General features: G+C 59.4%; 25 protein-coding genes and 1 pseudogene. 10 read left to right on the forward strand and 16 right to left on the reverse strand.

The window, feature by feature from the left end:
* Positions 1-117 precede the first annotated feature (117 nt).
* Genes JQ616_RS28095 through JQ616_RS28105 form a run of 3 tightly spaced genes read left to right on the forward strand, consistent with a single transcriptional unit; the run spans position 118 to position 3,568 of the window.
* Positions 118-993, forward strand: a complete 876-nt coding sequence (locus tag JQ616_RS28095; RefSeq protein WP_212020219.1) for a branched-chain amino acid ABC transporter permease — start codon at positions 118-120, stop codon at positions 991-993.
* Positions 990-2,837 (forward strand): branched-chain amino acid ABC transporter ATP-binding protein/permease, encoded by a 1,848-nt coding sequence (locus JQ616_RS28100; protein WP_249137359.1) that lies wholly within the window; start codon positions 990-992, stop codon positions 2,835-2,837. The genes JQ616_RS28095 and JQ616_RS28100 overlap by 4 nt, the downstream gene beginning before the upstream one ends.
* Positions 2,834-3,568, forward strand: coding sequence for an ABC transporter ATP-binding protein (locus tag JQ616_RS28105; protein ID WP_212020221.1), 735 nt, complete (start codon positions 2,834-2,836; stop codon positions 3,566-3,568). Before JQ616_RS28100 ends, JQ616_RS28105 begins: the two co-directional genes overlap by 4 nt.
* A 235-nt stretch (positions 3,569-3,803) precedes the next feature.
* Here the strand turns inward: JQ616_RS28105 and JQ616_RS28110 are convergent, their stop codons facing one another.
* Positions 3,804-4,070, reverse strand: coding sequence for a hypothetical protein (locus JQ616_RS28110; RefSeq protein WP_212020223.1), 267 nt, complete (start codon positions 4,068-4,070; stop codon positions 3,804-3,806).
* 436 nt (positions 4,071-4,506) lie between these two features.
* On the opposite strand from JQ616_RS28110, the gene JQ616_RS28115 reads away from it, so the two are divergent.
* The 4 genes from JQ616_RS28115 to JQ616_RS28130 all read left to right on the forward strand — a co-directional run bounded on the left by JQ616_RS28115 (position 4,507) and on the right by JQ616_RS28130 (position 8,862).
* Positions 4,507-5,943, forward strand: coding sequence for an FAD-binding protein (locus JQ616_RS28115; RefSeq protein ID WP_212020224.1), 1,437 nt, complete (start codon positions 4,507-4,509; stop codon positions 5,941-5,943).
* 111 nt (positions 5,944-6,054) lie between these two features.
* Positions 6,055-6,447, forward strand: coding sequence for a c-type cytochrome (locus JQ616_RS28120; protein WP_212020225.1), 393 nt, complete (start codon positions 6,055-6,057; stop codon positions 6,445-6,447).
* Positions 6,448-6,757: 310 nt separating this feature from the next.
* Positions 6,758-8,455, forward strand: a complete 1,698-nt coding sequence (locus JQ616_RS28125) for a PQQ-dependent dehydrogenase, methanol/ethanol family (protein WP_212020226.1) — start codon at positions 6,758-6,760, stop codon at positions 8,453-8,455.
* A 62-nt stretch (positions 8,456-8,517) separates the two neighbouring features.
* Positions 8,518-8,862, forward strand: a complete 345-nt coding sequence (locus JQ616_RS28130; protein ID WP_212020227.1) for a c-type cytochrome — start codon at positions 8,518-8,520, stop codon at positions 8,860-8,862.
* 330 nt (positions 8,863-9,192) lie between these two features.
* Here the strand turns inward: JQ616_RS28130 and JQ616_RS39910 are convergent, their stop codons facing one another.
* The 3 genes from JQ616_RS39910 to JQ616_RS28145 form a co-directional block, all read right to left on the reverse strand.
* Positions 9,193-9,351: a helix-turn-helix domain-containing protein gene (locus tag JQ616_RS39910; RefSeq protein WP_433996014.1), complete on the reverse strand. Its 159-nt coding sequence runs from the start codon at positions 9,349-9,351 to the stop codon at positions 9,193-9,195.
* 248 nt (positions 9,352-9,599) lie between these two features.
* Entirely contained in the window at positions 9,600-10,946 is a 1,347-nt protein-coding gene (locus tag JQ616_RS28140; RefSeq protein WP_212020229.1) for a globin-coupled sensor protein, read from the reverse strand.
* A gap of 873 nt (positions 10,947-11,819) precedes the next feature.
* Positions 11,820-12,035, reverse strand: coding sequence for a hypothetical protein (locus JQ616_RS28145; RefSeq protein WP_212020230.1), 216 nt, complete (start codon positions 12,033-12,035; stop codon positions 11,820-11,822).
* A gap of 370 nt (positions 12,036-12,405) precedes the next feature.
* Here JQ616_RS28145 and JQ616_RS28150 point away from each other — a divergent pair, with 370 nt between their 5' ends.
* Positions 12,406-13,035: a glutathione binding-like protein gene (locus JQ616_RS28150; RefSeq protein WP_212020232.1), complete on the forward strand. Its 630-nt coding sequence runs from the start codon at positions 12,406-12,408 to the stop codon at positions 13,033-13,035.
* 175 nt (positions 13,036-13,210) lie between these two features.
* On the opposite strand, the gene JQ616_RS28155 is transcribed toward JQ616_RS28150, so the two are convergent.
* From JQ616_RS28155 to JQ616_RS28185, 8 genes and pseudogenes are all read right to left on the reverse strand, one after another.
* Positions 13,211-14,248 (reverse strand): Gfo/Idh/MocA family protein, encoded by a 1,038-nt coding sequence (locus JQ616_RS28155; RefSeq protein WP_212020234.1) that lies wholly within the window; start codon positions 14,246-14,248, stop codon positions 13,211-13,213.
* A 13-nt stretch (positions 14,249-14,261) separates the two neighbouring features.
* Positions 14,262-14,708, reverse strand: coding sequence for a type II 3-dehydroquinate dehydratase (gene aroQ, locus JQ616_RS28160; RefSeq protein WP_212020236.1), 447 nt, complete (start codon positions 14,706-14,708; stop codon positions 14,262-14,264).
* Positions 14,709-14,797: 89 nt separating this feature from the next.
* Positions 14,798-14,947, reverse strand: a pseudogene (gene glnQ / locus JQ616_RS39915) (glutamine ABC transporter ATP-binding protein GlnQ); the annotation flags it as partial.
* Positions 14,902-15,723, reverse strand: coding sequence for a shikimate dehydrogenase (aroE, locus tag JQ616_RS28165; RefSeq protein WP_212020238.1), 822 nt, complete (start codon positions 15,721-15,723; stop codon positions 14,902-14,904). The pseudogene glnQ and the gene aroE, both read right to left, overlap by 46 nt.
* Before the next feature lie 56 nt (positions 15,724-15,779).
* The gene (locus tag JQ616_RS28170; protein ID WP_249137361.1) at positions 15,780-17,012 is read right to left on the reverse strand and encodes a CaiB/BaiF CoA transferase family protein; all 1,233 of its coding nucleotides are present in this window, start codon (positions 17,010-17,012) and stop codon (positions 15,780-15,782) included.
* Complete coding sequence (locus JQ616_RS28175; protein ID WP_212020240.1) at positions 17,009-17,491, reverse strand: MaoC family dehydratase; 483 nt, start codon at positions 17,489-17,491, stop codon at positions 17,009-17,011. Before JQ616_RS28175 ends, JQ616_RS28170 begins: the two co-directional genes overlap by 4 nt.
* A 12-nt stretch (positions 17,492-17,503) precedes the next feature.
* Entirely contained in the window at positions 17,504-17,896 is a 393-nt protein-coding gene (locus JQ616_RS28180; RefSeq protein ID WP_212020242.1) for a VOC family protein, read from the reverse strand.
* Positions 17,897-17,898: 2 nt separating this feature from the next.
* Positions 17,899-18,837 (reverse strand): ketopantoate reductase family protein, encoded by a 939-nt coding sequence (locus tag JQ616_RS28185; RefSeq protein ID WP_212020244.1) that lies wholly within the window; start codon positions 18,835-18,837, stop codon positions 17,899-17,901.
* Between the two features lie 120 nt (positions 18,838-18,957).
* On the opposite strand from JQ616_RS28185, the gene JQ616_RS28190 reads away from it, so the two are divergent.
* Positions 18,958-19,866: a LysR family transcriptional regulator gene (locus tag JQ616_RS28190; RefSeq protein ID WP_249137363.1), complete on the forward strand. Its 909-nt coding sequence runs from the start codon at positions 18,958-18,960 to the stop codon at positions 19,864-19,866.
* A 102-nt stretch (positions 19,867-19,968) separates the two neighbouring features.
* Here the strand turns inward: JQ616_RS28190 and ada are convergent, their stop codons facing one another.
* Positions 19,969-21,060 carry a bifunctional DNA-binding transcriptional regulator/O6-methylguanine-DNA methyltransferase Ada gene (gene ada, locus JQ616_RS28195; RefSeq protein WP_212020252.1) on the reverse strand — a complete coding sequence of 364 codons (1,092 nt, stop codon included), beginning with the start codon at positions 21,058-21,060 and terminating at the stop codon, positions 19,969-19,971.
* A 767-nt stretch (positions 21,061-21,827) separates the two neighbouring features.
* Between ada and JQ616_RS28200 the strand changes: the two genes are divergently transcribed.
* Entirely contained in the window at positions 21,828-22,634 is an 807-nt protein-coding gene (locus JQ616_RS28200) for a DUF72 domain-containing protein (protein ID WP_212020257.1), read from the forward strand.
* On the opposite strand, the gene JQ616_RS28205 is transcribed toward JQ616_RS28200, so the two are convergent.
* The 3 genes from JQ616_RS28205 to JQ616_RS28215 form a co-directional block, all read right to left on the reverse strand.
* Positions 22,582-23,496, reverse strand: a complete 915-nt coding sequence (locus JQ616_RS28205; RefSeq protein ID WP_212020262.1) for an RNA-guided endonuclease InsQ/TnpB family protein — start codon at positions 23,494-23,496, stop codon at positions 22,582-22,584. The genes JQ616_RS28200 and JQ616_RS28205 overlap by 53 nt on opposite strands.
* Positions 23,497-23,503: 7 nt before the next feature.
* Positions 23,504-24,958, reverse strand: a complete 1,455-nt coding sequence (locus JQ616_RS28210; RefSeq protein WP_212020268.1) for a hypothetical protein — start codon at positions 24,956-24,958, stop codon at positions 23,504-23,506.
* A 66-nt stretch (positions 24,959-25,024) separates the two neighbouring features.
* Complete coding sequence (locus tag JQ616_RS28215; protein WP_212020271.1) at positions 25,025-25,417, reverse strand: helix-turn-helix domain-containing protein; 393 nt, start codon at positions 25,415-25,417, stop codon at positions 25,025-25,027.
* Positions 25,418-25,641: the final 224 nt, after the last annotated feature.

Consider the following 25,641-nt stretch of genomic DNA (forward strand, 5'->3'; position numbering starts at 1 on the left):
GCCCGGACACCAGGGCTCAAGCGTTCGGATTATTCTTGGATCGTGACGGTTGCTCCATTGAGGAGTCAGGAGCAACCGTCCGGTCGCGCTCGCACTCATTGGAGAGTAACGGGGACTATGGGAGAAATCGTCCAGTATTTGTTAAACGGGCTTACGCTCGGGGGCATCTATGCTTTACTGGCCCTTGGGCTCTACATCATGTGGGAAGCCAGCAAGGCCGCGAACTTTACCCATGGCGACATCTATATGCTCGGTGCCATTGTGGCTGTGGTTCTCACCGAACGTGGGCTTCCGCTGTTTGTTAGCGTTACCGCCTCCGTCGCGATAGCCGCTGTGGTCGGTGCTCTTATCGAGAGATTTTTCGTTCGGCCCTTCAATACGGAGCCGCACTCTATCGGATGGATGCTGACGACAATCGCTGTCGGCATGATGATTGAAAGCGCTGCTACGCAGACCTACGGGTCTTTAGGCCGACAGCTTCCCTCAATTCTTGCAGAGAAGCCAATTCGCCTGGGTGGCGCCGGAGTGTACGCACAGGAACTCCTGCTGCCGATCGCAGCTGTCGCAACAATGTTTGGGCTACAGGTCTTCTATCGGCGTACGAGACTTGGTCGAGCCATGCGCGCTGTCGCAGCCGATCGCATGGCCGCGGGACTGATGGGAATCGATTCGAATTTGGTAGCCTTGATCGCGTTCGCTTTGGCGGCTGGTATCGGCGCTTTGACCGGTATCTTGATCGCGCCCGTGCTTCCAGCCCTCCCAACGATGGGTGCATTGACCGGCCTAAAGGCGTTCGGGGTAGCTATCGTGGCCGGCATCTCGAGCGCCCGTGGCGTCGTCATCGTCGGTCTTGCCTACGGCGTAATGGAGAAGTTCATCGAAGGCTACCTCTCCACTGGCGCGCGCGACGCCCTTGGCTTCTCACTTGTGATCCTGGCGCTTCTTGCGTTTCCGCAGGGGATCTTCGGACGTGGCGAGGTGAAGAAAGTATGATGTCTCCGCGCGTTCAACTCCTCCTCATTCTGGCCGCAGGCGCAATTTTTCTCGTGGTGTTCCGCGAGTTGGGACCGTCGGGCTATCAACTTGGCCTGCTGATGCGCACCATGATCTTGATGATCGTGGCGATCGGCCTCAACATCCTGATCGGCCAGGCCGGACTTGTCTCATTGGGCCAAGCCGCGATCTACGGTTTGGGTGCCTATGTAGCGGCGTGGCTTGCTGTACGGCACAACGTTTCGTTTCTGCCAGCCATCGCGGCTGCCATACTCGCGAGTGCGTGCTGCGGCGCTATCTTGGCTTATCCCACCGTGAGAGTACGGGGGGCATATTTCGCCGTGATCACGATTGCTTTTGGTCTTGTCTTCGAAAACATCTTGATCGAATGGCTGAGCGTTACGGGAGGTTCTCAGGGGCTAATAGGGATTCCGCGAGGAAATGTCTTCGGTGTCGTCCTCACGCGTCCGATCTATTTTTGGGTGGTCGCGGCTTGCCTCTTCTTTGCGTTCGTCGTGCAGTACAACATTATGCATTCCCGTTATGGCCGCGCGATGCGTGCGACGGCACAGAGCGAAAGTGCCGCCCGTGCACTCGGCATCAACCTCGCGGGAATGCGTACGCTTGCATTCGTGATATCGGCGGCGCTAGCCGGTCTGGCCGGCGGCCTCTATGCATTCCTGAATCTTTACGTAAACTACGAAACATTCAGCTTCTTCCATTCAGTCAGCTTTCTCCTGATGGTGGTTCTCGGTGGGCTCGGCACCCTGTTAGGGCCGCTGCTTGGCGCTTCCATCCTCACCTACATCGCTGAAGCACTACAGAACCTGAGGGAATGGCAGATTTTCGCCTTCAGCGTTCTCCTGGCAGCGGTGATGTTCGTCATGCCACGGGGTATCGTAGGCTCACTTTCCGACCTGTACCACCATACCACGAGCCGGGCGCGGCGCCGTGAGGCTGAACCTTGGCCCAATCACCAAATATCGGTCGAACCGGCGACGCTCATGGCAGAGCACGAAACGGACGCGGCACTCGTTACCGAGGGACTAACGGTACGTTTCGGCGGTCTCACTGCGGTCGATAACGTCCGACTTTCGGTGTACGCCGGGACCGTTCACGCCCTGATTGGTCCAAACGGCGCTGGCAAATCGAGCCTCCTCAACTTGATCTCAGGCTTTTATCAACCGACGTCGGGGGACGTTCTCTTTTTCGGTGAACGCGTCGGGGGCAGGCAAAGTCACGAACTTGCGCGCCGCGGCATGGCTCGGACGTTCCAGAACACCGAATTATTTGGCCAAATGACGGTACTTGATAACGTTCTGGTCGGTTTCCACACACACTACGCCAGCACGCTGACGGAGACGCTGTTGCGGTTACCACGCTTTCGGCGGGAGGAGTTCGCATTCCGCGAACGGGCGCAACAGTTGCTGTGTCTTGTCGGTCTTTCCGACTACGCTGACGATGAAGCACGGCACCTGCCGTTTGGTCACCAGCGGCGTCTGGAGATCGCCCGGGCGCTCGCGCTGCGGCCGCGACTGCTCTTGTTGGACGAACCCGCGGCGGGCCTCACACATGGAGAAATAGAAGACCTCAAACGCCTTATCCGGCTACTAGCCGACAACGAGGTGACCGTCATCTTGGTAGAACACCACGTGGAAATGGTTATGGCCGTATCGGATCATATTACTGTGCTCGATTACGGAAAGGTAATCGCCGCCGGTACCGTCGCGGACGTACGAGACAATCCGAAGGTTATCGAAGCTTACTTCGGTCGCGGGAATCTAAGTCTCAAACGACCGGATCGGCTTCTCCCGGAGCCCGTAGAGATCGGAGGCGCGAAGTGACCGACGTACTATTGAAGGTGAATGATCTTAAGGTTGCTTATGGGCGCATTGAGGCAGTGCGAAGCGTTAGTATGGAAGTACGTCGAGGAGAATTCGTCGGCATAATCGGTTCGAACGGCGCAGGTAAGACTTCGGTCATGCGCGCGATTAGCGGCGTGAAATCTCCTTCGGCCGGCTCAATCACGTTTGACGGTGTGGAAATTACTGGCTTGCCGAGCCACACAGTTGTCGCCAAGGGGCTCGCCATGGTGCCGGAGGGTCGACACATTTTTGGAGACCAGACTGTTGAGGACAATCTCATACTGGGTGCCTATCTTCGCGGCGGCCGGGCCAAGACGCAGCTTGCCGCGGATACGGAACGCGTGCTCGACCTCTTCCCTGTGCTCCGGGCGCGTCTGCCCCAGGCAGCCGGCTCTCTATCGGGTGGCGAACAACAAATGCTCGCAATCGCGCGCGGTCTTCTGTCGAGACCCACTCTCTTGATTATCGATGAGCTTTCGCTTGGTCTTGCGCCGAAGATCCTCGATCTGCTGTTTCCGGTACTGACCGAGCTTAATCGAGCGGGATTGTCCATTCTTCTGGTGGAGCAGATGGCTTCCTACGCGCTGCAGGTTACCCACCGCACGTACGTCATGGAGAACGGAGGTGTCCTGATGCATGGAGATTCGGAAACTTTGATCGGAGATCCCCGCATTTTGGACACCTATCTCGGCCATCGCGAAGCCAGCTGACGACCGAACCGACGCGGTGACAGGAGGCGATTTAATGTCGTTTGGCTCAACAGTAGGTTAGTCGGCGCGAATAGCCCTACCGCGGCTAAGATCACGCAGCGGGAGCCAGCGCACAAAGCGGCAGGAAGGTCTGTCTTCCTGTCGCATAGAGAGTATGCCTGGAAGCGCGGGAGCCGTAGCGTAGCAACCGGCTGCGCAAAGCCGGACCGGATTCTTGCGCGCAAGACAGGAAAGCTCATACCTCAGACTGGTCGACCGCACGAAAGTCGGCGAAGCCGCTGGAACTGAGGCACGAAAAGTCGCCGGACTTGAGCTGCCTAATGCCCGCTTCAATAACCCGCCTCTCATCCGCAATCTGTTTGATCGTGCCACTCAAATCGAGACCGGTCTGCCCACCAAGGCGATTCAACAGCATCTCTCGATGCGAAAGCAGATCTTCCAGTGCGCGGCGATCGTTGAGCCTAACATATCCGTCTACGATGCATTCAATCGAACTCTTCATGCGTCCTCCCAAACAACCACGGCACCATTAGCGATCTTGTGCGCTGCCGTATACCCGCTTTTGCGTATCGGCCTGCGTGTGTCCGTTCGCCCTTAGCGATCGATGTCGCGACACATCTACTCTACCTAGGATAACTACTGGCCCCACCTCGCTGATGCGCTGCCGTGTTCGCGCCAATGGCAGGATTTGGAGGAAATTCGTCCTTTGTGACGATTATCCATTCGTTAACATTCGTTCGAGTGAACAACCCGAAGAGCATCGGCGGCCATTGTGAATATGACTGCCGATAGTGCGCCGAAATGCGCTGCAGCAACTCGTGGGACTTCATTGCTGACCTCTCACGCGGTCGCGGCGGAGGTGACGTCTATATCAGGCAACTCGGATGGTCGCATGCGGTCAGCGAGGGCGCCGAGGATGGAAAAGGAGAACTGCCAACATGGGTTATAGTATTACTCGTCGGGGTTTTGCCAAAGGCGCGCTCACGGCCTTGTCGACTGCAGCGTTACTGAAAACGACATCCTCGGTTGCCCTTGCGCGCGCGAGCGGAACAGCGGACCTTGTGCGTAAGGATCTCACGGGTCTCTCCGGAGAGCTCGTTCTCGATGAAGCGTCCCGCAAGGTGTACGCGGACGATTTTGGCAAGATCGTGCACCTCACCCCCGACGCGGTTCTCGTGCCTCGCTCAACGGACGACATCGTAAAGTTGGTAAAGCTCGCTAACACCCAAGGACTGAAAATCGGCACGCGCGGAATGGCGCATTCGATGTACGGTCAAGCCCAGATCGAGGACGGCGTCCTGGTCGATATGAGTGCAATGTCGTCCCTGCGCGTCATCGATGACGGCGCTATTGAAGTCGGGGGCGGTTCTACATGGGGGCCGGCCGTGGCTGCGGCTGCAGCGAAGAAGCGTACGCTGCCAGTCATCAATGACACATTCCTCTCCGTCGGCGGATCGCTCAGCACCGCTGGATTTGGCCCGACGACGTGGAACAATGGCTTTATGGTCGACCACACGCTTGAGCTTGAGGTCGTCACCGGCGCAGGTGATCTCGTACGTTGCTCGGAGGAGCAAAATTCAGCACTGTTCAATGCCGTGCTCTCGGGCATGGGGCAATGCGCAATCATCACTAAGGCAGTCATGCGCCTCGTGGCGGCGCCGACGAATGTCATCTACATAAGGTTCTTCTACCGCGATGACGTTCTCTCCGCTGCGCATGACCTCGCCTTCCTCGCCAAGGACGGGCGCTTCAATCATCTCGACTTGCGTAGCCGGCCCTATCCAATCGGCGGGCTCGAATACTATGTCGAGTGTGGTTTCTTCTACGATCAATCAAGCCCTCCGCCGAAGGTTGAGGAGTTGGCGAAGGGGCTCCACTTTGCCAGCCAGGAGGTAAAGACCTGGACTTACGAGGAATACTACCGTCGCGCTGAGACATGCTACAGCTGCCTCGACGCTCCCAAGCCGTCCCTTTATCTCACCGTCCCTGCGTCCAAGTTCGACGCCTTCGTAGGCAAGACATTGAACGAGCCCGAGAGGGCGGCCTATGTTGCGCCCTGGATCTCCGCCTGGCGCGGCAATGTCTTCAAACGGCCGCTCGCGCGCGTGGCAAGTGAAGACCTGATCTTTCGGACTCAATTCAACCGCGTATTGCCAAACAAGGCAGATATTCCAGCTTTCCTCGCGGTCAATCGGTCGCTCTACGAGGAAGCCCGCGATCTTGGAGGGACGCGCCTCACCGCTAGCGCGATTCCGTTCACGCAGAACGACTGGATCCGGCACTACGGGCCAGCGTGGGGTCCCTTTGAAGCCGCGAAGAAAAAGTACGATCCGAAGAATATTCTGGGATCCAGCTCCAAGATCTTTGCCGCGTAGTTCGTGATGTCCGGGAGCATTGCGCGTCGCGAGCAGTCGCGACGCGCAAACCAACCGTCGCCACGTTCTGACCATTTCGGTTGGAATGGAATACCCACGAAGAGAAGCGCTATGAAGTCATTGTCAGCATTGGCGCTCGGCGCCATCCTAGCCGTCTCCAGTCCCGTAAAGGCGCAGGATGCGGCCAATGGAGAAAAGCTCTTCGCACGCTGCATTACCTGCCATTCCATTGGTGAAGGGGCTGCCGACAAGGCAGGCCCGCAGCTCAACAACGTAGTTGGGGCCAAGATCGGTTCGCATTCGCCGGGATTCCCATATTCGGACGCGCTAAAGGCCGAAGGCCAAGCGGGCGGCCTCTGGACTGAGGCGAAATTGACGGCGTGGATCAAGAGCCCGCGATCCACCATTCCAGGAAACAAGATGGTCTTTCCGGGCCTATCGGGCGATCAGGCCGATAGCGACGCCGCTGATCTCCTGGCTTTCCTCAAGAGATTCTCTCGATGACACCGCATTCCCGTGTCCGCATGTTCGGGCGAGTCTTGTACGTGGTCACCGGTGTATTTCGCAACCACGGAACGAAGGTCGCCGATGCCCGCCGCATCGCCGACAATTCAGCGACGGAGGCTCCACCTCCACCAGGCCAAAATTGAACATTCCGGTCACGGCGAGCGAGACGCGACGCTATGCGAGGCGCAAGAGCAGGACGCCACGCGGGAAATACCTAGTGAGCCGTACGGTTCGTACTGGGGAAGAGGCTGACGCGCGTCAACCGGCGCGTGTGGCGTGACTTATCGGACGAAGAAGGAAAACGCGCATGAAATCACGATTGAGGCGAACCGCCGCGACGGCGATGGTACTAGCCGGCGTTTGCGCCGGATACACGAACGCGAGGGCGGATTCAGGAGACGAGTGGGTTACCTATGGCGGGGACACGAGCAATACCCGATACAGTACGCTGTCACAAATAAATACCCAAAATGTAACCGGTCTTCGCGTAGCCTGGATGCGCTCGCTCGGCTCGCTCGAGTCGCAAGAGTCAACCCCGCTAGTCATCAATGGAGTGATGTACGTCACCTCCTCAGCGGGCCCCAAGACAATTTTTGCGCTCAACGCCAAGGATGGCTCGATCAAATGGACTTACGAGCCAGATATTCCGGAAGACTTCAAACAGTATACATGCTGCGGCATCGGCAACCGCGGATTGGCCTACAAAGATGGCAAGCTTTTTGTCGGCCGGCTCGATTCTAAGCTTACAGCGCTTGACGCCGAGACCGGCAGAGAGCTGTGGACGACGCAGGTCAACGACTACAAGCAGGGCGCGGGCATCACATCACCACCCATGCTTATTAAAGATCTGGTCATTACCGGATATACCGGCGGCGAATTTGGCGTTCGCGGTGCCCTCCAGGCCTATAAGCAGTCCGACGGTAGCCTTGTCTGGCGCACGTATTCCACCCCACTTCCCGGCGAACCCGGCAGCGAAACATGGAAAGGTGACTCCGGCAAGAATGGGGGAGGAACATTCTGGAACGTCGGGGCCTACGACGCCAAATTGAATCTGCTCTATTGGGGCACGGGCAACGCAGGGCCGTGGAGCACCGAGCCGCGAGGCGCCAGCAAACCCGATATCGGCCAGTACACCAATCTTCATACGGCCTCCACACTCGCGCTGAATCCGGAGACCGGGAAAATCGTTTGGTCCTATCAGGACACTCCCGCGGACGCTTGGGACTACGACGGTGTCAACGAACAGGTTCTGGCGGACATCGACATTAAGGGACGCGTTGAACACACGCTCCTCAAAGCCGGGCGCAACGGCTTCTTCTACGTGATGAACCGCGAGACCGGCAAGATCATCTCGGCGAAACCCTATGTCGAGACGAATTGGGCGACGGGCGTAGATCCCGAGTCGGGCAGGCCGATCGAGGGCGTGGGCAAGCGGCCATTCCTCAACGTTTGGGCAAAGGACGTCTGCCCTTCTCTATTCGGTGGCAAACAATGGCCGCCGGTCTCCTACAGCCCTGATACCGGTCTTGTGTACATCCCGGCCATGGAAATGTGCATGGATATCATGGGCAAGGAAGAGCAGAAAAAAACCGGCAAGTTCTACCTCGGAGCCGACTTTCGGATGGACACGCCTCCTCAGCGGCCCGACCCAGGCCGACTTTTAGCCTGGGATCCGGTTAACCAAAAGACGGCGTGGGTCATCAAAGAGGATCTGCCGCTGCTGGGCGGGACCATGACGACCAAGGGCGGTCTTGTGTTCTACGGGAATATCCGAGGCTTCCTGCACGCGGTCGACGCAAAGAGCGGCCAGGTTCTGTGGAAGTTCAATCTCGGCACCGGGGTGAACCAAAGCCCAATCACCTACATGATCGACGGCAAACAATACTTGGCCGTCGTCGCAGGGCGCGGCGCAGGAGCCGTCTCGTTCATGGGCAAGGCTGGTGAGCGGGCGATAGCCGCGAGCCCGCTGGGCGGTTACGTCGTGGTGTTCGCGCTGGACAAATAAGATCGCAAGACGGCGCGCCGATCCTCTGGATCGGCGCGCTTCTTTTCAATCGGATAGATCACATGAAACCACTTCTCTGCATGGCCCTTGGTGCGCTCGGCTGCGTCGGAATTTTGGTTGTTGTCCCCTCTCCGGCCGCGCGAGCAGAAGATGCTGCAACCGAAGGGCGGGAAGCTTTCAATCAATACTGCTCCCACTGTCACGGCCCCGACGCCGTGCAAGGTGAGCGGCCCCGAAACCTTCGGCGACTGACCAAACGATATGGGGACGACCGCCACAACGTTTTTCGTCAAACAGTCAATCAAGGCCGCCCCGATAAGGGAATGCCCGCATGGGAGGGCATCATCGACGACGCGACGTTTGACAATATCTGGGCCTTCTTGTTGACAGTGCAAACGAACGACTAAGCGTCCGAATATACGAGACGCTGGACTGGCACGATCGGACGCTCAAGTGTATTTGCCAATGATAGTCACTAGGCCCTTCGCCAAGTCGTGCGCTTGTGACGCTCCAGCGATAGCGGGGTACCGTGCGATAGTGTTTGCAACTCGGTGGCTCTTCTTGTGGAATGTCGGGAAGCCGGCGCCCTGGAAACAGTTGGCGAAGGCCTTGGGCAAATCGTGGATTGCCTGCTGAAGCGGATCGTTCGATATTCCGTAGAGAAAATCGAACTCCCCCTCGAGCGACGTCAGTTCCTTCATCTGGTCGAAGTTGATCAGTGGCCACAGTCTACTACGCTAGCGCTTCGGAATTTTCTGATCGATGCATGGATTGTAGACGAGCCGGCAGCAGCCGATGGTCCGTCGGAAGAACTCATCCTGGGCTGCGCGCGGTAGCCCCCGAAGCTGTAGGCCTTGCACGAACGCACGATTATGCCTGCGCACCAAGGATGGCATGGAAAGCTGTGGTTCGCGCGCAGAGATCACAAACGTCCTCCTCGGCTCCGCCGTCGGCGCGCGCCTGGACCCGGCTCAAGGATCGGGCTTTCGGCGCGCGAGAGGGCAAACGCAAGGGAGTGCGACGATAAGAGTCGTCGCGCCCTCCCGCGAAGCACGTGCTGAAAAATTGGCAGCCTGAGCATAGCTCGCGACGGAAAGAGCGGCCGTCACAGCAACTTATTCAAAAAACTTAGGCTGCCCTGAAGTTAAGCCGCGCGAATACCTTCCAGGAAACGCTCGACTTCGGCGCCTAAAGTCTCGCCTTGCTTTGCCAATTGGGCCGACGCCGTTTGCACCTGACTTGATGCGGCGACGGCCTCGCTCGCGGCATGGCTTACACCTGCGATATTAGACGAAACATCACCCGTACCTTGCGCGGCCTGCTGCGCATTGCGTGTAATTTCATGTGTCGCCGCCCCCTGTTCTTCCACGGAGGCAGCGATCGCATTTGCGATCTCGGAAATGCGCCCGATAATGCGGCCAACCTCCTGAATCGCCGTAACGGCTTGCTGCGTCGCGGATTGAATCCCCGCGACCTGCTGACCGATCTCGCTGGTGGCCTTCGAGGTCTGCTCCGCCAATGTCTTGACCTCGGACGCGACCACCGCAAAGCCCTTCCCAGCTTCGCCGGCGCGCGCCGCCTCAATTGTCGCATTGAGCGCCAACAGATTGGTCTGCCCAGCGATCGTATTGATGAGTTCGACGACGGCGCCGATCTTCAAGGCAGCTTCGGAGAGCGAATGAATGCGCTGATCGGCGCTACGCGAGAGTTCTACCGCTTCCCCCGATATCCGCGCCGATTCGTGGGCCTGCCGACCAATCTCAATCACAGAAGACGTCATCTCCTCGGCAGCCGACGCGACGGACTGCACATTTGTCAATGCCTGTTCTGATGCTGCTGAAACGTTGGTTGCCCGTTGCGTCGTCGCTTCCGCCGTCCGAGCCATGTTTTTGGCCGTGACATCCAACCCGGTGGAAGCTGCGGCCAAAGCCTCCAGTGCGACGGTCGCCTGCTTTTCGAAGTCCGCAATAAGACCATCGACAGCTTTCTGACGGCTTGCCCGCTCCTCCAGCATGGCCTCCTGGTAGACCGAAATCGCAAGATCCATATCGAGCATTACAGCGCTATTTACCGCTGTAATGACCTCGCCTAAACGCTTCTTTTTCCATCCGTAGGTGGCAATCGCGAGATCGGTTAGATGAGAAAGGATGAATGCGTAGCCGCCGAGATACCAACGCGGCTCCAGACCGATCTTGTTATGTACTAGGCCGATGGTTCGAACACCCTGAACATAGGTCTCGTCGAAGCCGCCGTTGAACAGGCGCGCCCAATGCGAACTTTGGACGCTCTTTAGACGCGCCATCTGGTTGCCCACCAGCTTCGCCAACTTCGGCTCTCCCGCGATGTGCCGATAGAATCCTTCGAGAACTCCCGGGAGCGCCCTTTCCACCACTGGCCAAAATTCGCGCAAGGCCTCGCCGGTCTCCCGGTCGATGCGCATGAAGCGCAGTCGGCTACTGCGATCATCATCGTACTTCAACTTGCTGCTCATGATGGCTCTCCCTGTTCGATCCGGGGCAGAAGCTGTCCGGTTCGTTCCAATTAGGAGAGAAGCTTGTATCATCCATTAACCTTAATCGGCTCACAGGACTGCTCTTCACGCCGCGTTGAACAAATCTAGCGCTCAACCGAACGATCAATGAGCAGTTTCTGACCGATTCTGCCTAGTGATTCTCGAAACTGGGAAATGATCTCGAGCCAGTTGACCTCAATCTTCAGCGTGGCAAGCCGGTAAAACGCTCAGCCGACCGCGAGCTCAACAGTCGAAACTCAGCGACCAATGATCACCCGTGCCCGCCCACTACAGCGCGTTTCGATGGCCCCGACGACCTTCAAGCCAACCCTGAGTATACGAACCTGTCGTCGAAACTGGCGTCACATCTGAACCTTGAGATTTGTGTGCGCGGCTCATCGCACTCCGGGCCTTGCTTTCAAATTCAGTAAGCGGCCTTCAGCGCGATTGGCAGCCGAGCGCTGCCGCCCCCCTCATGCGGTTCCACGTCGCGGCCGCGGCGGAATGAATAAGGTGCCGCCGATCAGGGCGGCCTACGCCTTCGAAGTTCTTACGGTCGTGGGCTGCACCGTAAGGCGATACGCGACAAGCGTATTGCCGTCGAGAAGTTCGAGAACAGTGTCGCAGACCGGGCAGCGATATTCGCTCTTGGTGCCTGACATAGACGACAGCTCGACCCGCTGGAAGCCAGCTCTACAGTGTGGGCACGTCACGTCGGCTAGCTTCATAAGTCCCGCTCTTAGCCCGTTCGCAGGTCGGGACGGTGTTTAGTCTAAGTTGGGTCGCGTAACCGCTCGCTCGCTAAATCGGATTAGGATGCGAGGATCGCCAATCACTGCGCAAATAGCCAGACTATCGCCCGACAACGTTGAACTTGCTGCCGTCGAACGACACATCTACCGGTTCGGGATCATCAAGACACTCGGAGTTGGCTCTCCGGAACCAGATCATGCGCTGAATCTCAGCAATCGCTCGCGCGCGCACTTCCGATCTTTGAGTGTCGGCCAGCTCCACCTCGGCATCTGCACCACCTCGATTGCATGAATTCGACATCACGGCATTCCGCATAGACTACACTTCTGCATGAAATTGGACGCCACCCACCATTCCAAACAATCAAGTCTCTGCACTCCGATTCTTGCGTTTGAATTCGTTGATTTCGTCTTTCAAACCGGCGCCTTTCGGTCCGATAGCCCGAAAATGGATAAGGCGTCGGGCTGACAGAAACGCTGGCCCCAATTCAATATTCCGGATAGCGATTTCAATGGATTACAGACGCGCTAGCGTATTCGATCGATGCTAGATCACGACGCGAGCGCTCTGAACGTCCTAAAATGAGGGAAGTTCGTCATTTTTGGCTTCCGCCAGCCAATTTATGGTTGTGATTGATCACATCGAAAGTGGGATCGTAGGTGCCATCTCTACGACTGGAATCCAAATGTACATACTTCACTACTGGCCTGGCTATTGCTCACTGGCCACTCACATCGTCTTGCGCTGGCTCGGCGCAGAATATTCGCTGAACAAAGTCGACTATGACACCAGGCAGTCCAAGGATTATCAGCAAAAGATCAACCCATCTTCGACAGTTCCGGCACTCGCATTGCCCGATGGCAACATGTTGAGCCAGAACATCGCTATTCTCAACTACCTTGCCGACCTGTATCCCGAGGCGAAGCTGTGCGGCGACGGTACCCCGCTCGGTCGAGCTCGTGTAAATCGCTGGCTTGGTTACATCAATTCCGACGTCCACAAGGCGTTCTCACCGCTGCTCCATCCCGAGCGTATTCCGGGAGACGCCGCGGCGCAGGAAGCAACCAAGCAAATTGCTCGAACAGCCTTGCGGCGCCATTTCGAGATTCTCAATGCCCAGCTTACGGCCAACGAGTGGATCGCCGGTGAGCAGCGCTCGGTAGCTGACCCCTATCTTTTTGTCTTGGTGCGCTGGGCTAAAGTCACCCAACTCGACTTGGCCGGTCTCGACCATTTGCTAGAGCACTACGCACGTGTCGCTCAGGATCCGGCAGTGACAGAAGCGATGTCGGCGGAAAGGCTCAAGCACGTCTGAGCTCTCCACACCGCCGACGTGCTTTCGAGTATCGACGGGTGGAACATCTTCAAGCTGCAAGAGCGTATTCGATCTCCACGCAAAGACTGCCCGTCACCGTCACCGCCTTTCCGGCATCCCAAGGCTGGCGGTGCCAGTCTATCGCGGACGAACCACGCGCCGGTTGAAATGACCATTAGTCAACTTTCACCAGCTCGCCGCTCGACGCCGCGCGTTTTACCGCGTCGATCACCTTCAAGGTCATCAATCCCTCGCGGCCGGAAACCAGAGGCTTTTCCTGCCCACGAATAACCTGGCAGAATTGCTGGATCTGCAGGCGGAGCGGGTCGTTGTCGGGCGCAATGTGACGCTCGACCTTGAAGGAGTCCCACCAGCTGCGCTTGACTTCGTTGGTCCACAATTCGAGGCGCGGCACCGACAGCGAACCGTGGGTGCCGCCGATGTGGTAACAGGTCTGGTCAGTACGGGGATACACCGAGTTCTCGCCGGTGGTCTGCTCCCAGCTCCAGGGGCCAACCACCGTATCAGAGACATTGATGGTACCGAGTGCGCCGTTCGCGAACCTCAGGATGACGACGGTGGTTTCGTCGACGGGATAATTCCGCACGGCGTTCGACTGGAACGCCTGCACCGCCTCGACCTCACCGCAGAGATAGCGCAAGAGATCGACGTCATGAATTAGGTTCAGCAGCACGGGCCCCGCACCGACCTCACGCCGCCACGGCACATCGAAATAGTCGTCCGGCTTCATCAGCCAAAAGAAGCCGTGCACGGCAACAATCCGGCCGAGCCGGCCTTGCTCTATAATGGATTTCGCACGCTGGATCATTGGATTGTGCCGCCGGTGATGGCCGGTGAGGATCGCAACGCCGGCTTTTTCACCTGACTCGACCAGCTTGAGTCCTTCACCAAGATCGTCAGCGATGGGCTTCTCAATCAGGGCCGGAACTCCGGCGGCAATAGCTTCATTGCCGTTGGCAACGTGCATCTGGTTGGGAGTCGCGACGATGATGCCATCCGGCTTGCCCTCGGCGATCATCGCGGCAAAATTCGGATACCATTTCACGCGTTTTACCGCCGCCAACTCCTTGCTGTCCGGCGAAGGATCGACGATGGCGTAGAGCTCCGCTTCCGGTTCCGAAATGATATGCTCGATGTGGCGTTTGCCGATCAGGCCGGCGCCCAGCACTGCGAGGTTGACAGCTCTTGCCATAACAAATTCCCTTTCACTTCTTGGTTTCGTTCAGGCGGGCGATGCGCTGGATCGCGAGCGAATAGCCCTGGATCCCGAGCCCTGCTATGACGCCGTCGGCGCGCAGCGAGACATAGGAGTGATGGCGGAAGGTCTCGCGCTTGTGCACGTTCGAGATGTGCACTTCGATGACCGTCGGTTCGAAGGTGTTCAACGCGTCGAGGATCGCAACCGATGTGTGAGTGAATGCAGCAGGATTAATCACGATCCCGATAGCAGTTTCGCGCGCCTCGTGGATCCAGTCGATGATCTCGTATTCACGGTTCGACTGGTGGAATCGAATCTCCAACCCGTGCTCACTTGCGACCTTGCGGCATTCCGCCTCGACGTTGGTAAGCGTCTCGTGGCCATAGATGTGAGGTTGGCGCTTGCCAAGCAAGTTTAAGTTGGGGCCGTTGAGGATATAGACAAGGCGGTTCATTGAGTTCTCCAGATCTCTAGTTCATGGCTTTCTCGAGTTGAAATTAAAGCGTCCTGAAGTCGCTGTTGATGATGCTCGATCGACCAAGATTAGTGTCCCCCCAGAATCTCGCCCAGAAATCTTCTCGTGCGCTGGTGCCGCGGATTCTTGAAGAATTCGCCCGGCGGGCGTTCTTCCTGCTGGCCGTTCGGCCCTACTCCAGCGGAATCGTCAAATCGTCGATCAGCGACCTGGTTCGCGGACGCGTTCCGCGCCACCAGGCGAAGGCCTCTGCCGCTTGCTCGACAAGCATGCCGACACCGTCGGCGAGTGGTCCCGCGCCAGCCGACCTGGTGAAAGTGAGAAACGGCGTCAATCCCTTGCCGTAGGCGAGCTCATAGGCGAGCGCACCGGGCGCGATACTTTCTGCCGCAAAGGCCGGCAGTTCGCCGCGCAGGCTCGCGGAGGTCGCATTCAATACGACGTCGAAGGACCGGGGCCCAACCTCGTCGCCGTTCGCGACGTGGATCGCGCCAAAGCGCGCGAACTGGCATTGCATGGCGTCGGCTTTAGCGCGGGTGCGGTTGACGATCGTTAGTATGGAGGGCAGCGCCTCAAGGATTGGCAACAGGGCGCCGCGCGCAGCGCCGCCCGCGCCGAGGAGCAGTACCCGTTTGCCGGCGAGCGGCATCCGGAGATTGCGCTCGATATCCCGCACCAGGCCGATGCCGTCGAAATTCTCCGCGATAATTTCATTGTTCTCGAATTTCAGGCAATTGGTGGCGCCGGCGCATTCCGCCCGCGGCATCCGCCTGGTGGCGAGCGCGTAGGCGTCCAGCTTGAACGGCGCGGTGATATTGATGCCGCGACCGCCGGCGGCACGAAACGCTTCGACGCTGGCGGCAAAGCCATCGAGCGGCGCCTCGACCCTGCCGTAATCGATGTCCGCGCCGGTGTCCCGCGCGAATGTCATATGGATCAGCGGCGACTTGCTGTGGCTCAGGGGATTACCGAATACGGCGTAACGGTCCGTCATGCCGATCTCCCTCCTGTGAAATGGAAGCTGCAACAAATCGCAGAGGTATCTTCATCTCAGCCCGCCGCGGTTTCGGAATAAAGGACGCCATCCTTCGTCATCGCGTCGATCTCGGTATCGGAATAGCCGAGGGACGCAGCGATCGCGCGATTGTGCTGTCCGAGCAGAGGCGCAGGCAATTTCGGCGTGGTGTCACAATCGGAAAAACGGAACGGCAGGTTTGGCAATTTCACGATGCCGAGTAACGGATGCTGCTGCTCGATCACCATGTTGCGGGCATGGATCTGTGGGTCCGCCAGCACTTGATCGATCGTCTGCACGGCAGAACAGGGCACCTCAGCGGCATCGAGCGCGGCGAGACATTCCCTCACCGTTCGCTCCTTGGTCCAGCCTTCCACGATGCGGGTCGCTTCCGCATAGTTCTTCGCGCGTCCCTCGGGCTTCGCGAACCGCTCATCAGCAGCCAGGGTCTCACCGCCGATAAGCCTGGCGAGGCGCTTCCACGCGTCGTCCACTTGAGCAGCGATGACGAGATAACCGTCCTGGCCGGGAAAGACACCATAAATAGGCGAATCCGGCTGGCCAGCACCCGTGCGTTGCGGCAGATCGGTGCCGCCGCTGAGGTAGTAGCGCTGCACCGCGTAGTCGTGCATCGAGACCATACAATCATACAGGGCGAGATCGATATGCTGCCCCTTCCCGCTGGTCGCGCGCCCGACCAGCGCGGCGCAGATCGCTGCGACGCCGTGCACTCCGGCGTACATGTCGGCGATCGGCATTCGCAGCAACGGCGGCACTTCGCCGGGGGTCCCCAGCTGCGCCATCGCGCCGGATTTGGCTTCCGCGATCAGACCAAACCCAGCCTTGGCGGAATCGGGTCCCGTGTGCCCATAGGCAGAGATCGAGCAATAGACGAGTCGCGGATTGAGTTTCGACAACTCGGCATACCCGAGACCGAGTTTCGTGAGTGCGCCGGGGCGATAGTTTTCGACGAACACATCGGCGGTCTTGATGAGATCTTGCATCATTGCAAGCCCACGCTTGTCCTTAAGATCGATGCACAGCCCTTGCTTGCCCATATTCTGCTGCAGAAAATAGCCGGACTGCCCATCCTTGAAATATCCATGGGCGCGACCGGCATCACCGGCCTTCGGCCGCTCGACCTTGATGACTTCGGCCCCCATAGCAGCGAGACAGCGCGACATATGCGGCCCGGCAAGAAAATGGCTGTAGTCGATGACGCGAATACCGGTCAGCGGCGCATTCTGCGTGGCGATGGGCGTGTTCATGGCGATATTTCCTGCGAGGCGCCCGGCCGACGCAAGATCATCAGCTTGTGTTCGCCCTTCTGCACCACCTCGCCGGACTGGTTGATGAGTTCAGAGGCGAGGTTGACAATGCCCCAGCCAGGCTTCTTCGTGATCCGCATTGCATCGATGCGGTACTTCACATGCAGGCGATCATCGACGCGGATAGGCCTGAGAAAATCCCAATTCCAGCCGAGCGAAGCGCCGGGCGGAAATTGCAGCGTGCCTTGCGTTTTCAATCCGTCCGCGAGCGCGAGACCAAATAGTCCATGTGCGACGATGCTACCGAAATGTGAGGCATTGGCGATTTCCTCGTCCACATGCACCGGCGTGTGATCTCCGGTAAGATCCGCATAGGTGCGGATCATTTCTTTGGTTACGGTGATTTCGGGCGTGACGCCTTCGTCGCCGAGCCTGACATCGTCGTAGTAGCGTTCGTGCGGCTTCTTATCGGGGGTCATCTTTGATGCTCTTCAAGCGCGTGGATTGACGGCGAGGACAGCAGCGACGGTGCCGGGGCTTGCCGCAATGAGTTCGACGATCAGCCCATCGTGCAGCACGAGCCAGTTCGGTCCCTTGTCGAGATGCAAAACGCCGAAGCTCTGCGCGGCCGCGATCGCCGCATCCACGTCCTCGCACATCACGCCGAGATGAGCGAAGCGACCCTCGGGCCCTTCGAACTCCGGATCCGCCATCAATTGCAGGCCGCCAAAAGTCCAGGCCTGGCGCGGCGAGGCTGGGTCACCGTCGACCTCGCGCAGCGTCATACCGAGGACGTCGCGAAAGAAGCGGATGTGCCAGCGAATGTCCTTCACCTTGAAGGCAACGTGTTCGAGGTAGGCTTTATTCGGATGAGAATTCTCCATCGTCATCTCCTCCCGGCGGTGCACGCCGCGCGTTCGATCCCCTTGACGCAAGCGACCAGCGTCGCGTTGACCGGCGTCGGAACACCTGTCTTTGTGCCGGCACGCACCACCGCGCCATTGATAAAATCCACTTCGGTGACCGAGCCCTTTTCCAGGCTCTGCAACATCGAGGCCTTGAACTCCGCTGGCAAGCCGCTCGCGGCCTTTACCCAGGCTTCGTGTGGATCAACCGTCTCGAGAGCGATGCCGCTTGCTTTCGCCACCGCGATAGCTTCCGCCACTGCGGCCGTCGCGGTCACCTCAAGTTCAGGCACTGCATAGAGCCCGCCGTAGGCGAGCCGCGTGATGCCGCTCAGCGCACCGGTCGCGACATTGACGAGGAGCTTGTCCCACATCGCGCCCAAGATGTTGCGACTAACGACCAGCGGCATGCCTGCCGCTTCGAAAGTCGCTGCGATGCGTTCGATGCGAGGTGTGACCCGGCCGTCGAGTTCGCCGATGATTGTTTCCTTGCCCGCGACGGCGGCGATGACTTGGCCGGAGCCGAGCATGACGCCGGCGACATAGGTCTTGCCGGCGATCACCTTGTCGCGCCCAATCAGGTTACCGAGGATATCCTCGTGGCCGAGGCCGTTCTGCAGAGAGAGTACAGTCGTGTTCGGACCAATAAGCCCGATGGTGGCCGTAACCGCCTCGGCTGTGTGGAAGGATTTAACGAGCACGATCACGAGATCAACCGGCTCGCCTGCCTCCGCGGGGACTGCAGCACGAACAGGGACTATGCGATCCTTGTCCTGGGCGTGCATCGTCAGGCCGTAGCGATTGATCGCGTCGACATGGGTCCGGTTCCGGTTGACGAGCAGCACGTCATTGCCGGCTTCCGCAAGTGTGCCGCCAATTGCCGAGCCGAGCGCTCCAGCGCCGACGATCCCAACCCTCACAGTCGCGCTCCCTTTTGCCCGTGTGGCCGGGCAGTGGGAGGACCCTAGGCGTGTCCGCATTTTTGAGCTATGCAATGATGATAATAGCTTTCATTGCAAATCTTAATGGTGGGGGCCGCTATGACCAGCCTTGAGGAGATCGACCTCCGTCTTTTGCGCATCTTCGAGGCCATGCATGCCAAACGCCATGTGACCCTCGCTGCTGAGGAGATGGGCCTTAGTCAGCCGACGATCTCGATCGGTCTCGGCAAACTCAGGAAGCAATTCAGCGATCCGCTATTCGTTCGCACCAACGAGGGCATGCAGCCGACGTCGCGTGCCGACGTGCTCATCGGACCCATTCGCGACGTGTTGCATTCCGTTCGGCACATTTGTGAGCTGGAAGCCACATTCGACCCCGCTTCCGCCGCGCGCAGGTTTCGCATCTGCATGACCGATGCGAGCCACATCACCTTACTGCCTCTGATACTCGCCGCGGTGCGCAAAGCTGCACCGAGCGTTACGCTCGAGGCAGGGCGGATCGACCAGTCCATGCCTCAGGCGTTGCAGTCTGGTGAAGCCGATCTGGCACTCGGGCTCATTCCAAGCCTCGAAACCGGCTTCTACCAGCAGACGCTATTCCCACAAGATTTCATCTGTCTGACGGGTCCGCGCCATCCGCGCATCAAGAAATCGCTCACGCTCGCGCAGTACCAAGCGGAGGAACACATCGGCATCGTCTCGGGCACCGGACAGCAGCTCTTGGAAGAGGCGGTAAAGCGGTTTGGGCTGCAACGCCGGGTAATGCTGCAGCTGCCGGGCTTTCTTGGGCTCACCGGTATCCTTGCGGCCTCCGATCTGATCGTGACGCTGCCTCGCCATATCGGCGAGACCTTGGCGGAGCTCGGCGGATTGCGGATCCACGCCTGCCCGTTTCCGATTCCGCCGTTCTTCGTAAAGCAGCACTGGCACGCCCGCTATCATCACGACATGGCCAATCGCTGGCTGCGCAGCCTGTGCGCCGGACTATTTTTGAGGAAGTGCCCCTAGGCGCATCTTCACGCGCAAAACGCGCGCTGGAGTAGCTATCGTCTCGCCGATATCTTGGGCCGCGCCACGGCGCAACTTGGCCAGCGGATCTCGGCCCGATTTCTACTGCTCTCTTGCAAGCAGTGCACGCTTGCGTTCTACGCCCCAGCGGTAGCCGGACAATCCGCCGTCACTTTTCACAACACGATGGCAGGGGATTGCGACCGCGATGGCGTTTGCCGCGCAAGCCTGCGCTACAGCGCGCACAGATTTCGGCGATCCAATACCTCGTGCGATATCGGCGTAGCTAGCCGTGGAGCCGACTGGGATTTCTCGAAGGGCTTGCCACACGCGCTGCTGAAACGCGGTGCCGCGCACATCGAGTGGCAGGTCAAGACCGTGCCTGGGGGCTTCAACGAAACCGACGACTTCCGCCACCATTTTCTCGAATTCGGCGTCCCCACCTGTCAGAATCGCATTCGTGAACTGATCTTGGAGATTGCGCACCAACACGTCCGGATCGTCGCCAAGTAGAATGGCACAGACACCTTTCTCACTGCACGCGACCAGGATTGAACCTAGCGAACATTCTCCGACGGCGAATTTTATGGCCGTATCGGCGCCACCGTCCCGAAATGCCGAGGGGGTCATTCCCAGCATGTCATTAGACGTCTCGTAGAAACGGCTATTAGAGTTGAAGCCCGCTCCATATATCGTCTCAGTTACGCTCCCTTTGCCTGTCGCGAGTTGTGCACGAACGCGCTTTGCTCGATGTGCCACGCCATAGGCCTTAGGGGTCAACCCGGTCACGCTCTTGAACAACCGGTGGAAATGGAACGGGCTCATCCCAGCGGCCTCAGCAATCGCGTCCAATTTGGGGAGTTCTTCCGCTTCTTCAATTTGGCGGCATGCCGCGGCCACTGTCGCCGCATGTTGTTCAGCTAGCGAAGCCTTGTTGGGTTGACAGCGCCTGCAAGCGCGGAACCCTGCCTTTTCGGCCTCCTGACACGTCGCATGAAAGGCGACATTGATGGGCTTTGCGAGGCGCGAAGGGCAGCTAGGACGGCAGTAGATGCCAGTCGTCTTCACCGAATAAACGAATTTACCGTCCTGGCTGGCGTCGCGACTCACAACAGCCATCCATCGTGGATCCTGCGCGAGGTCGGCCGGCCGAGGTCCCGCCGGCTTGAGTTTTTTCTCGGTGACCGTCTCCATGGAGGTATCCTGTAAATCCATTCTAGAACGAAAACATAGGGTGAACACGACTTTCCCGCACTCCGCTCCTTGCTTTCAAATTCGGCTGTCCAGATCCGTGTGGATCCGGGACGGGTTTGTCCGGACCGACTGGCGGGCCCTCTGGTCCCGACGGGCCGAGCGAGAAATCCGGGTCGCCGGCGGCGGCCAAGCGGCTGCAGCACGCCAGCCGGATGGCCGGCATCCGGAGGCGTCTGCCTATCGCCCAGTCCTCGGCCTTGGCGGGCAGCAAGAGGCACTACTGCGCAGACAGTCGCCCCACTCCATCGAGAACCAAGAGCAGGCCTCAAGCTTTGCATGCGCGGCGATGCCGCGACACCCGATTTCCGCGATCCGGATCCGCAGATGAAATTTTCGCTTATTCGAATTTGCTTGCGCGGGCCGTGCCGACGGGCCGGCGAAAACGTCCCCCGGACGGCCGAAAATCCGAATTCTGCGCGAGTGCAACAGGATGTTCCGGATGGCCAGTTTATCACCTTCCGCGAGCGTCCCTCCCCGACGGGCCGGGCATGGAATCCGGATCGCCGCCGCCGGCCGAACGGTCGCGCTGCAAAAACCCCTACCCAAATGGCCGGAGACCCGGGAGAAGGCAGGCATCGGCCGCGGACGCGGGCGTCACCGCTCAGGGGAGATCTTGCGCCCCGAATTCGAGCGCAAGACACGGAGTGCGCACTAGCGTCGCCAGACAATAGTTGCCCACCGACCGATTAAATCGCGAGGATTCGAGCGTGCATGAGAAGGCTTCGGGGGCCATACACATCGGCATCGGCGGGTGGACTTACGAGCCATGGCGCGGCTCCTTCTACCCTGAGGGCCTCGTCCAGAAGCGCGAACTCGAATATGCAAGCCGCAAGGTCACGTCAATAGAGATCAATGGCACCTACTACGGTTCGCAAAAGCCGGAAAGCTTCGCGAAATGGCGCGACGAAGCGCCCGACGGCTTCGTTTTTTCGCTGAAAGGTCCGCGGTTCACAACCAACCGCCGCGTTCTTGCCGAAGCAGGCGGGTCGATCGAACGATTTTTCAGAAGTGGCGTCACGCAACTGAAGGACAAGCTCGGCCCAATTAACTGGCAATTTGCGCCGAACAAGCAGTTCGATCCCGACGATTTTGGTGCGTTCCTCAAGCTTCTGCCAGCATCCGTTGACGGCCTCAGCATCCGGCACGTTGTTGAGGTCCGCCACGAAAGCTTTCGCTCGCCGGACTTCATCGCCTTAGCGTGCGAGCATGACGTCGGCATCGTAATCGCTGCCGACTCCGAATATCCCCAGATCGCTGACGTGACGACGTCATTTGTCTATGCACGCATTATGGGAACGACTGAAAATGAAGAGCTCGGATATTCCCACCATGACCTAAATCAATGGTCTCAGCGTGCAAAGACATGGGCTGCGGGTGGCATTCCGCAAGGATTGAAGACCGTAGCCGCTTCGCCGCCCGACGTTCAAGTGCGGGAGGTCTTTCTCTACGTCATTAGTGGGTTCAAACAGCGCAATCCGGCTGCCGCGATTTCGTTGATCGAGCGCGTCGGCTAGTGACTACTCTCGGCCCTGTAGAGCCGAGCGTCCGCCTGCGGGCGTTTTGTTCCTGCTTCCGGCAGGCAGTCCGGCTCGATTCACAGGCCATCCCCGGAAGTCCTCCGGTTGGGCTGATGCCGATGGCAAGGATGTTCTTCGCCGCATTCACGTCGGCGTCGAACATCCTTCCGCAACTGGTACACACGAAGTGCGAGCGGCTGATGCGGCTCGCCGCATCGACGGCTTGGCAAGCACTGCAGGTCTGCGAGGTCTGCGCCGGGTTGACCACGACGAGTTTCGAGCCATACCAGAGGGATTTGTACTCCAGCAAGGTCCGGATCGTCCGAGGTGAGACCTCGAGCAGAGCCCGGTTTTCGTTCGCCCGCTTGTGGACGAGCGCCCCTGGCGCCGCGACCGTGCCGCGTCCGGTCCTGGTCATCTGTTTGACCTTCAGGTCCTCGGTGACGACCACGCCGTGGTTCTTGACGATGATCGTGGTTGCCTTGTGCGCCGCATCCCTCCTGCGACGGGCGTATCTGGCCTGCAACCTGGCCAACCTGCGTTTTGCCTTCTCGCGAGTGCGCGAACCCTTTTGCCACCGGGCGACCGCCCGCTGCGCGGTCGCAAGCCGCTTGCGATCCGCGGAGGTGCGCGGCAGATCGACGACGGCCCCGTCGGAGAGAACGATCGCCTGGGCACTGCCGAGGTCGATCCCGACGGCCGGTCCGCGATTGACCGGCACCAGCGTCTCCTGCTCCGTCTGCACCGAGGCAACCAATCGCCGGCGACGACCGCGACTGTGACGTTCTTGACCTTCCCGATGATCGGCCGGTGGGTGACGATCCGCGTCCAGCTCGCCTTCGGCAGGAAGATGCGGCATTTTTCGGCTATCCGGATTTCCGTGTGGACTCGAGGTCCATTTCACGTTTCTCCGAACTGACATGCTGGGGCCGGCCGGTCCCGACGGGCCGGGCGAGGAGCCCGGGTCGCCGGCGCCGGCCGAGCCGTCGCACCGCAATGCCGCTGGTGCGGCCTCCGGGATCCGGACACATGTCCGGATGCGGGCGGCGGTAGCCAATCGTCTTCGCCGCTTTCAAACCCCGGTGGACATCCGCCCAGCTTTCGGCTTCGGCGGGCAGCGGCACGTCCTTCCGTAGGCGTGCGCGCCACCCTTCATCGAAGGCCGGCAGGACATCCTTGAGCTTGGCGCGCCCCGTAAACCCGCGGCGCGCAATCTCGGCTGCGGCCGCGCAGGCGTCCGGCAGCTCGAACCGTAAATTCCCGATCGTGGTGGAGTATCCGCCCCAGACCTCGACCACCTTGATGCCGGCAAGGCCCGCCTTGCGGCGGAGCATCGCCACGAAGAGCGTCCTGGCCCAGTAGTTCAAGAGCTGGTTCAGCTTGCGGCTCTTGCCGCCGCTGCGCAGCTTGCCGAGACCCTTCTCGATCGCAATCGTGGCGGCACCCCATTTGCGCGCCAGGCCGATGGCGCGGTCCGCGGCCGCCGCGAGCACCTCGCGCACCACTTCCGCCGGCGCGTTCGGCGCGTGCTCGAGCTTGATCAACGCCCAGTCCAGCGCCTCCGTCTCGCCGAGCTGCGACTGATCGGTCATGTTCTCCGCGACCGTGATCCCGATCCAGCTCGGGTTCAGGTCGATACCGACGGCGCGGCCTGCGATCGCGGCGACCGGCGCCCGCCGTTCCGGGTGATCCGGCAGGTCCTGAGGATCAAACGTGATGGAGACGAACTTGTCGTCGATCGAGTAGGAGACGTTGATCCGATCGCGCTGCTCGGGCTTGGCGCACTTCGCGGCGACCTGGCTGATGATCTGCCCGGCATTACCGGTGAGCTGCGCCAAATGAAGATCGGCCATGTCGACCGTTAGCTTGCCGCGGCGGCCGCTGCGAAACCGCCCGATCTTCAGTCGGAGGGTTCGCGGATCGCGAAGATGGACGTTCTGATTGCCGCGCACCTTCTGCCTATCGCCATAGGAGACGAATGGCAGCAGACGCTTTGACTTCCACTCCGCCTCGGTGATTAGTCCCTTCCGTCGTCGCTCGAGCTGTGAGCGACCGCCGAATACGACCTTACCATCAGGGTGGTTCTTTCGCTTGGCACGTCCCAGACGCGCGGCGCAATGCAGGGCCCAGGAATCCAGGACGGCCGTGCCAAACCGCGCCTTGACCAAGGCGCGCACGTCCTTCTCTACGACCAAGCTGCCATCTGGCGCCATCGCGTTAGCGTAGGCTGAGCGGATCGCCGCAGACTGGACACGTCGCAGTGAGGCGATCAGATCGCGGCCGGCTGCGTCGGTGGTGTAGGGAATCCGGATGGTCTGCACGCATCGATATGCGTTCGCCTTACGTTCCGGGTCAAGCAGTGGCTTCGGAAAATGGTTAATCGAAAGTCAGGTCAACACCAAAATCCGAATAGCCCATTTTTCAAGCTTGATCTGCTTCGGATCCGGATAGCGAAAACTGCCGTTCTGGCCCTTCCTGCGGAACGTCGGGAAGCCGGCGCGCCGCTCGAAAAAAGTTGGCGAAGGCCTTGTGCAGATCGTGGTCGCCTGCTGGAGTGGATGGTTCGGCGCTTCGTAGAGAAAGTCGAACTCCTCCTTGAGCGACGCCTTCATCTGGTCGAAGGCGGTCAGTTGCCTCGGTCTGCTGCGCTCGCGCTCCAGGATCTTCTGATCGAGGCATAGGTTGTAGACGAGCCGGCAGCAGCCGATGGTTCGCCGGAAGAGCTCTTCCTGGGTTGCGTCGGTGTAGATCCTGAAGCGGTCGGCCCTGCGCAGAAGCATGAACCAGCCTGCGCATCGAAACCCGAATCGTGGAAGCGGCCTGTCGCACGAAGACGTGGAAAACCTAAAAAACGCTCCGGACCCATCGGCGCCGTGGCCAGACCCGGCCCTGAAGGACCGGGCTTGCAGCGCGCAAGAGGGGCATGCCCACTCCAGGATGCGGTCCCTCGGCGAGATCTGCGATCGACCGGTTGCCCGATTGAATCTTCAATTACGACGGCTAT

Source organism: Bradyrhizobium tropiciagri, assembly GCF_018130545.1.
In the GTDB taxonomy this organism is placed as follows: Bacteria; Pseudomonadota; Alphaproteobacteria; order Rhizobiales; family Xanthobacteraceae; genus Bradyrhizobium; species Bradyrhizobium tropiciagri_A.

Bases quoted from the DNA above. Each gene is read 5' to 3' on its own strand.
- JQ616_RS28155 (WP_212020234.1), bottom strand. From the start codon at position 14,248: ATGGCAAGAGCTGTCAACCTCGCAGTGCTGGGCGCCGGCCTGATCGGC.
- JQ616_RS28145 (WP_212020230.1), bottom strand. From the start codon at position 12,035: ATGCGGAATGCCGTGATGTCGAATTCATGCAATCGAGGTGGTGCAGAT.
- JQ616_RS28205 (WP_212020262.1), bottom strand. From the start codon at position 23,496: ATGCCGCATCTTCCTGCCGAAGGCGAGCTGGACGCGGATCGTCACCCA.
- JQ616_RS28215 (WP_212020271.1), bottom strand. From the start codon at position 25,417: ATGCTTCTGCGCAGGGCCGACCGCTTCAGGATCTACACCGACGCAACC.
- ada (WP_212020252.1), bottom strand. From the start codon at position 21,060: ATGGAGACGGTCACCGAGAAAAAACTCAAGCCGGCGGGACCTCGGCCG.
- JQ616_RS28130 (WP_212020227.1), top strand. From the start codon at position 8,518: ATGAAACCACTTCTCTGCATGGCCCTTGGTGCGCTCGGCTGCGTCGGA.
- JQ616_RS28120 (WP_212020225.1), top strand. From the start codon at position 6,055: ATGAAGTCATTGTCAGCATTGGCGCTCGGCGCCATCCTAGCCGTCTCC.
- JQ616_RS28190 (WP_249137363.1), top strand. From the start codon at position 18,958: ATGACCAGCCTTGAGGAGATCGACCTCCGTCTTTTGCGCATCTTCGAG.
- JQ616_RS28175 (WP_212020240.1), bottom strand. From the start codon at position 17,491: ATGACCCCCGATAAGAAGCCGCACGAACGCTACTACGACGATGTCAGG.
- aroQ (WP_212020236.1), bottom strand. From the start codon at position 14,708: ATGAACCGCCTTGTCTATATCCTCAACGGCCCCAACTTAAACTTGCTT.
- JQ616_RS28100 (WP_249137359.1), top strand. From the start codon at position 990: ATGATGTCTCCGCGCGTTCAACTCCTCCTCATTCTGGCCGCAGGCGCA.
- JQ616_RS39910 (WP_433996014.1), bottom strand. From the start codon at position 9,351: ATGCCATCCTTGGTGCGCAGGCATAATCGTGCGTTCGTGCAAGGCCTA.
- JQ616_RS28170 (WP_249137361.1), bottom strand. From the start codon at position 17,012: ATGAACACGCCCATCGCCACGCAGAATGCGCCGCTGACCGGTATTCGC.
- JQ616_RS28150 (WP_212020232.1), top strand. From the start codon at position 12,406: ATGTACATACTTCACTACTGGCCTGGCTATTGCTCACTGGCCACTCAC.
- JQ616_RS28110 (WP_212020223.1), bottom strand. From the start codon at position 4,070: ATGAAGAGTTCGATTGAATGCATCGTAGACGGATATGTTAGGCTCAAC.
- JQ616_RS28140 (WP_212020229.1), bottom strand. From the start codon at position 10,946: ATGAGCAGCAAGTTGAAGTACGATGATGATCGCAGTAGCCGACTGCGC.
- aroE (WP_212020238.1), bottom strand. From the start codon at position 15,723: ATGACGGACCGTTACGCCGTATTCGGTAATCCCCTGAGCCACAGCAAG.
- JQ616_RS28115 (WP_212020224.1), top strand. From the start codon at position 4,507: ATGGGTTATAGTATTACTCGTCGGGGTTTTGCCAAAGGCGCGCTCACG.
- JQ616_RS28125 (WP_212020226.1), top strand. From the start codon at position 6,758: ATGAAATCACGATTGAGGCGAACCGCCGCGACGGCGATGGTACTAGCC.
- JQ616_RS28095 (WP_212020219.1), top strand. From the start codon at position 118: ATGGGAGAAATCGTCCAGTATTTGTTAAACGGGCTTACGCTCGGGGGC.
- JQ616_RS28180 (WP_212020242.1), bottom strand. From the start codon at position 17,896: ATGGAGAATTCTCATCCGAATAAAGCCTACCTCGAACACGTTGCCTTC.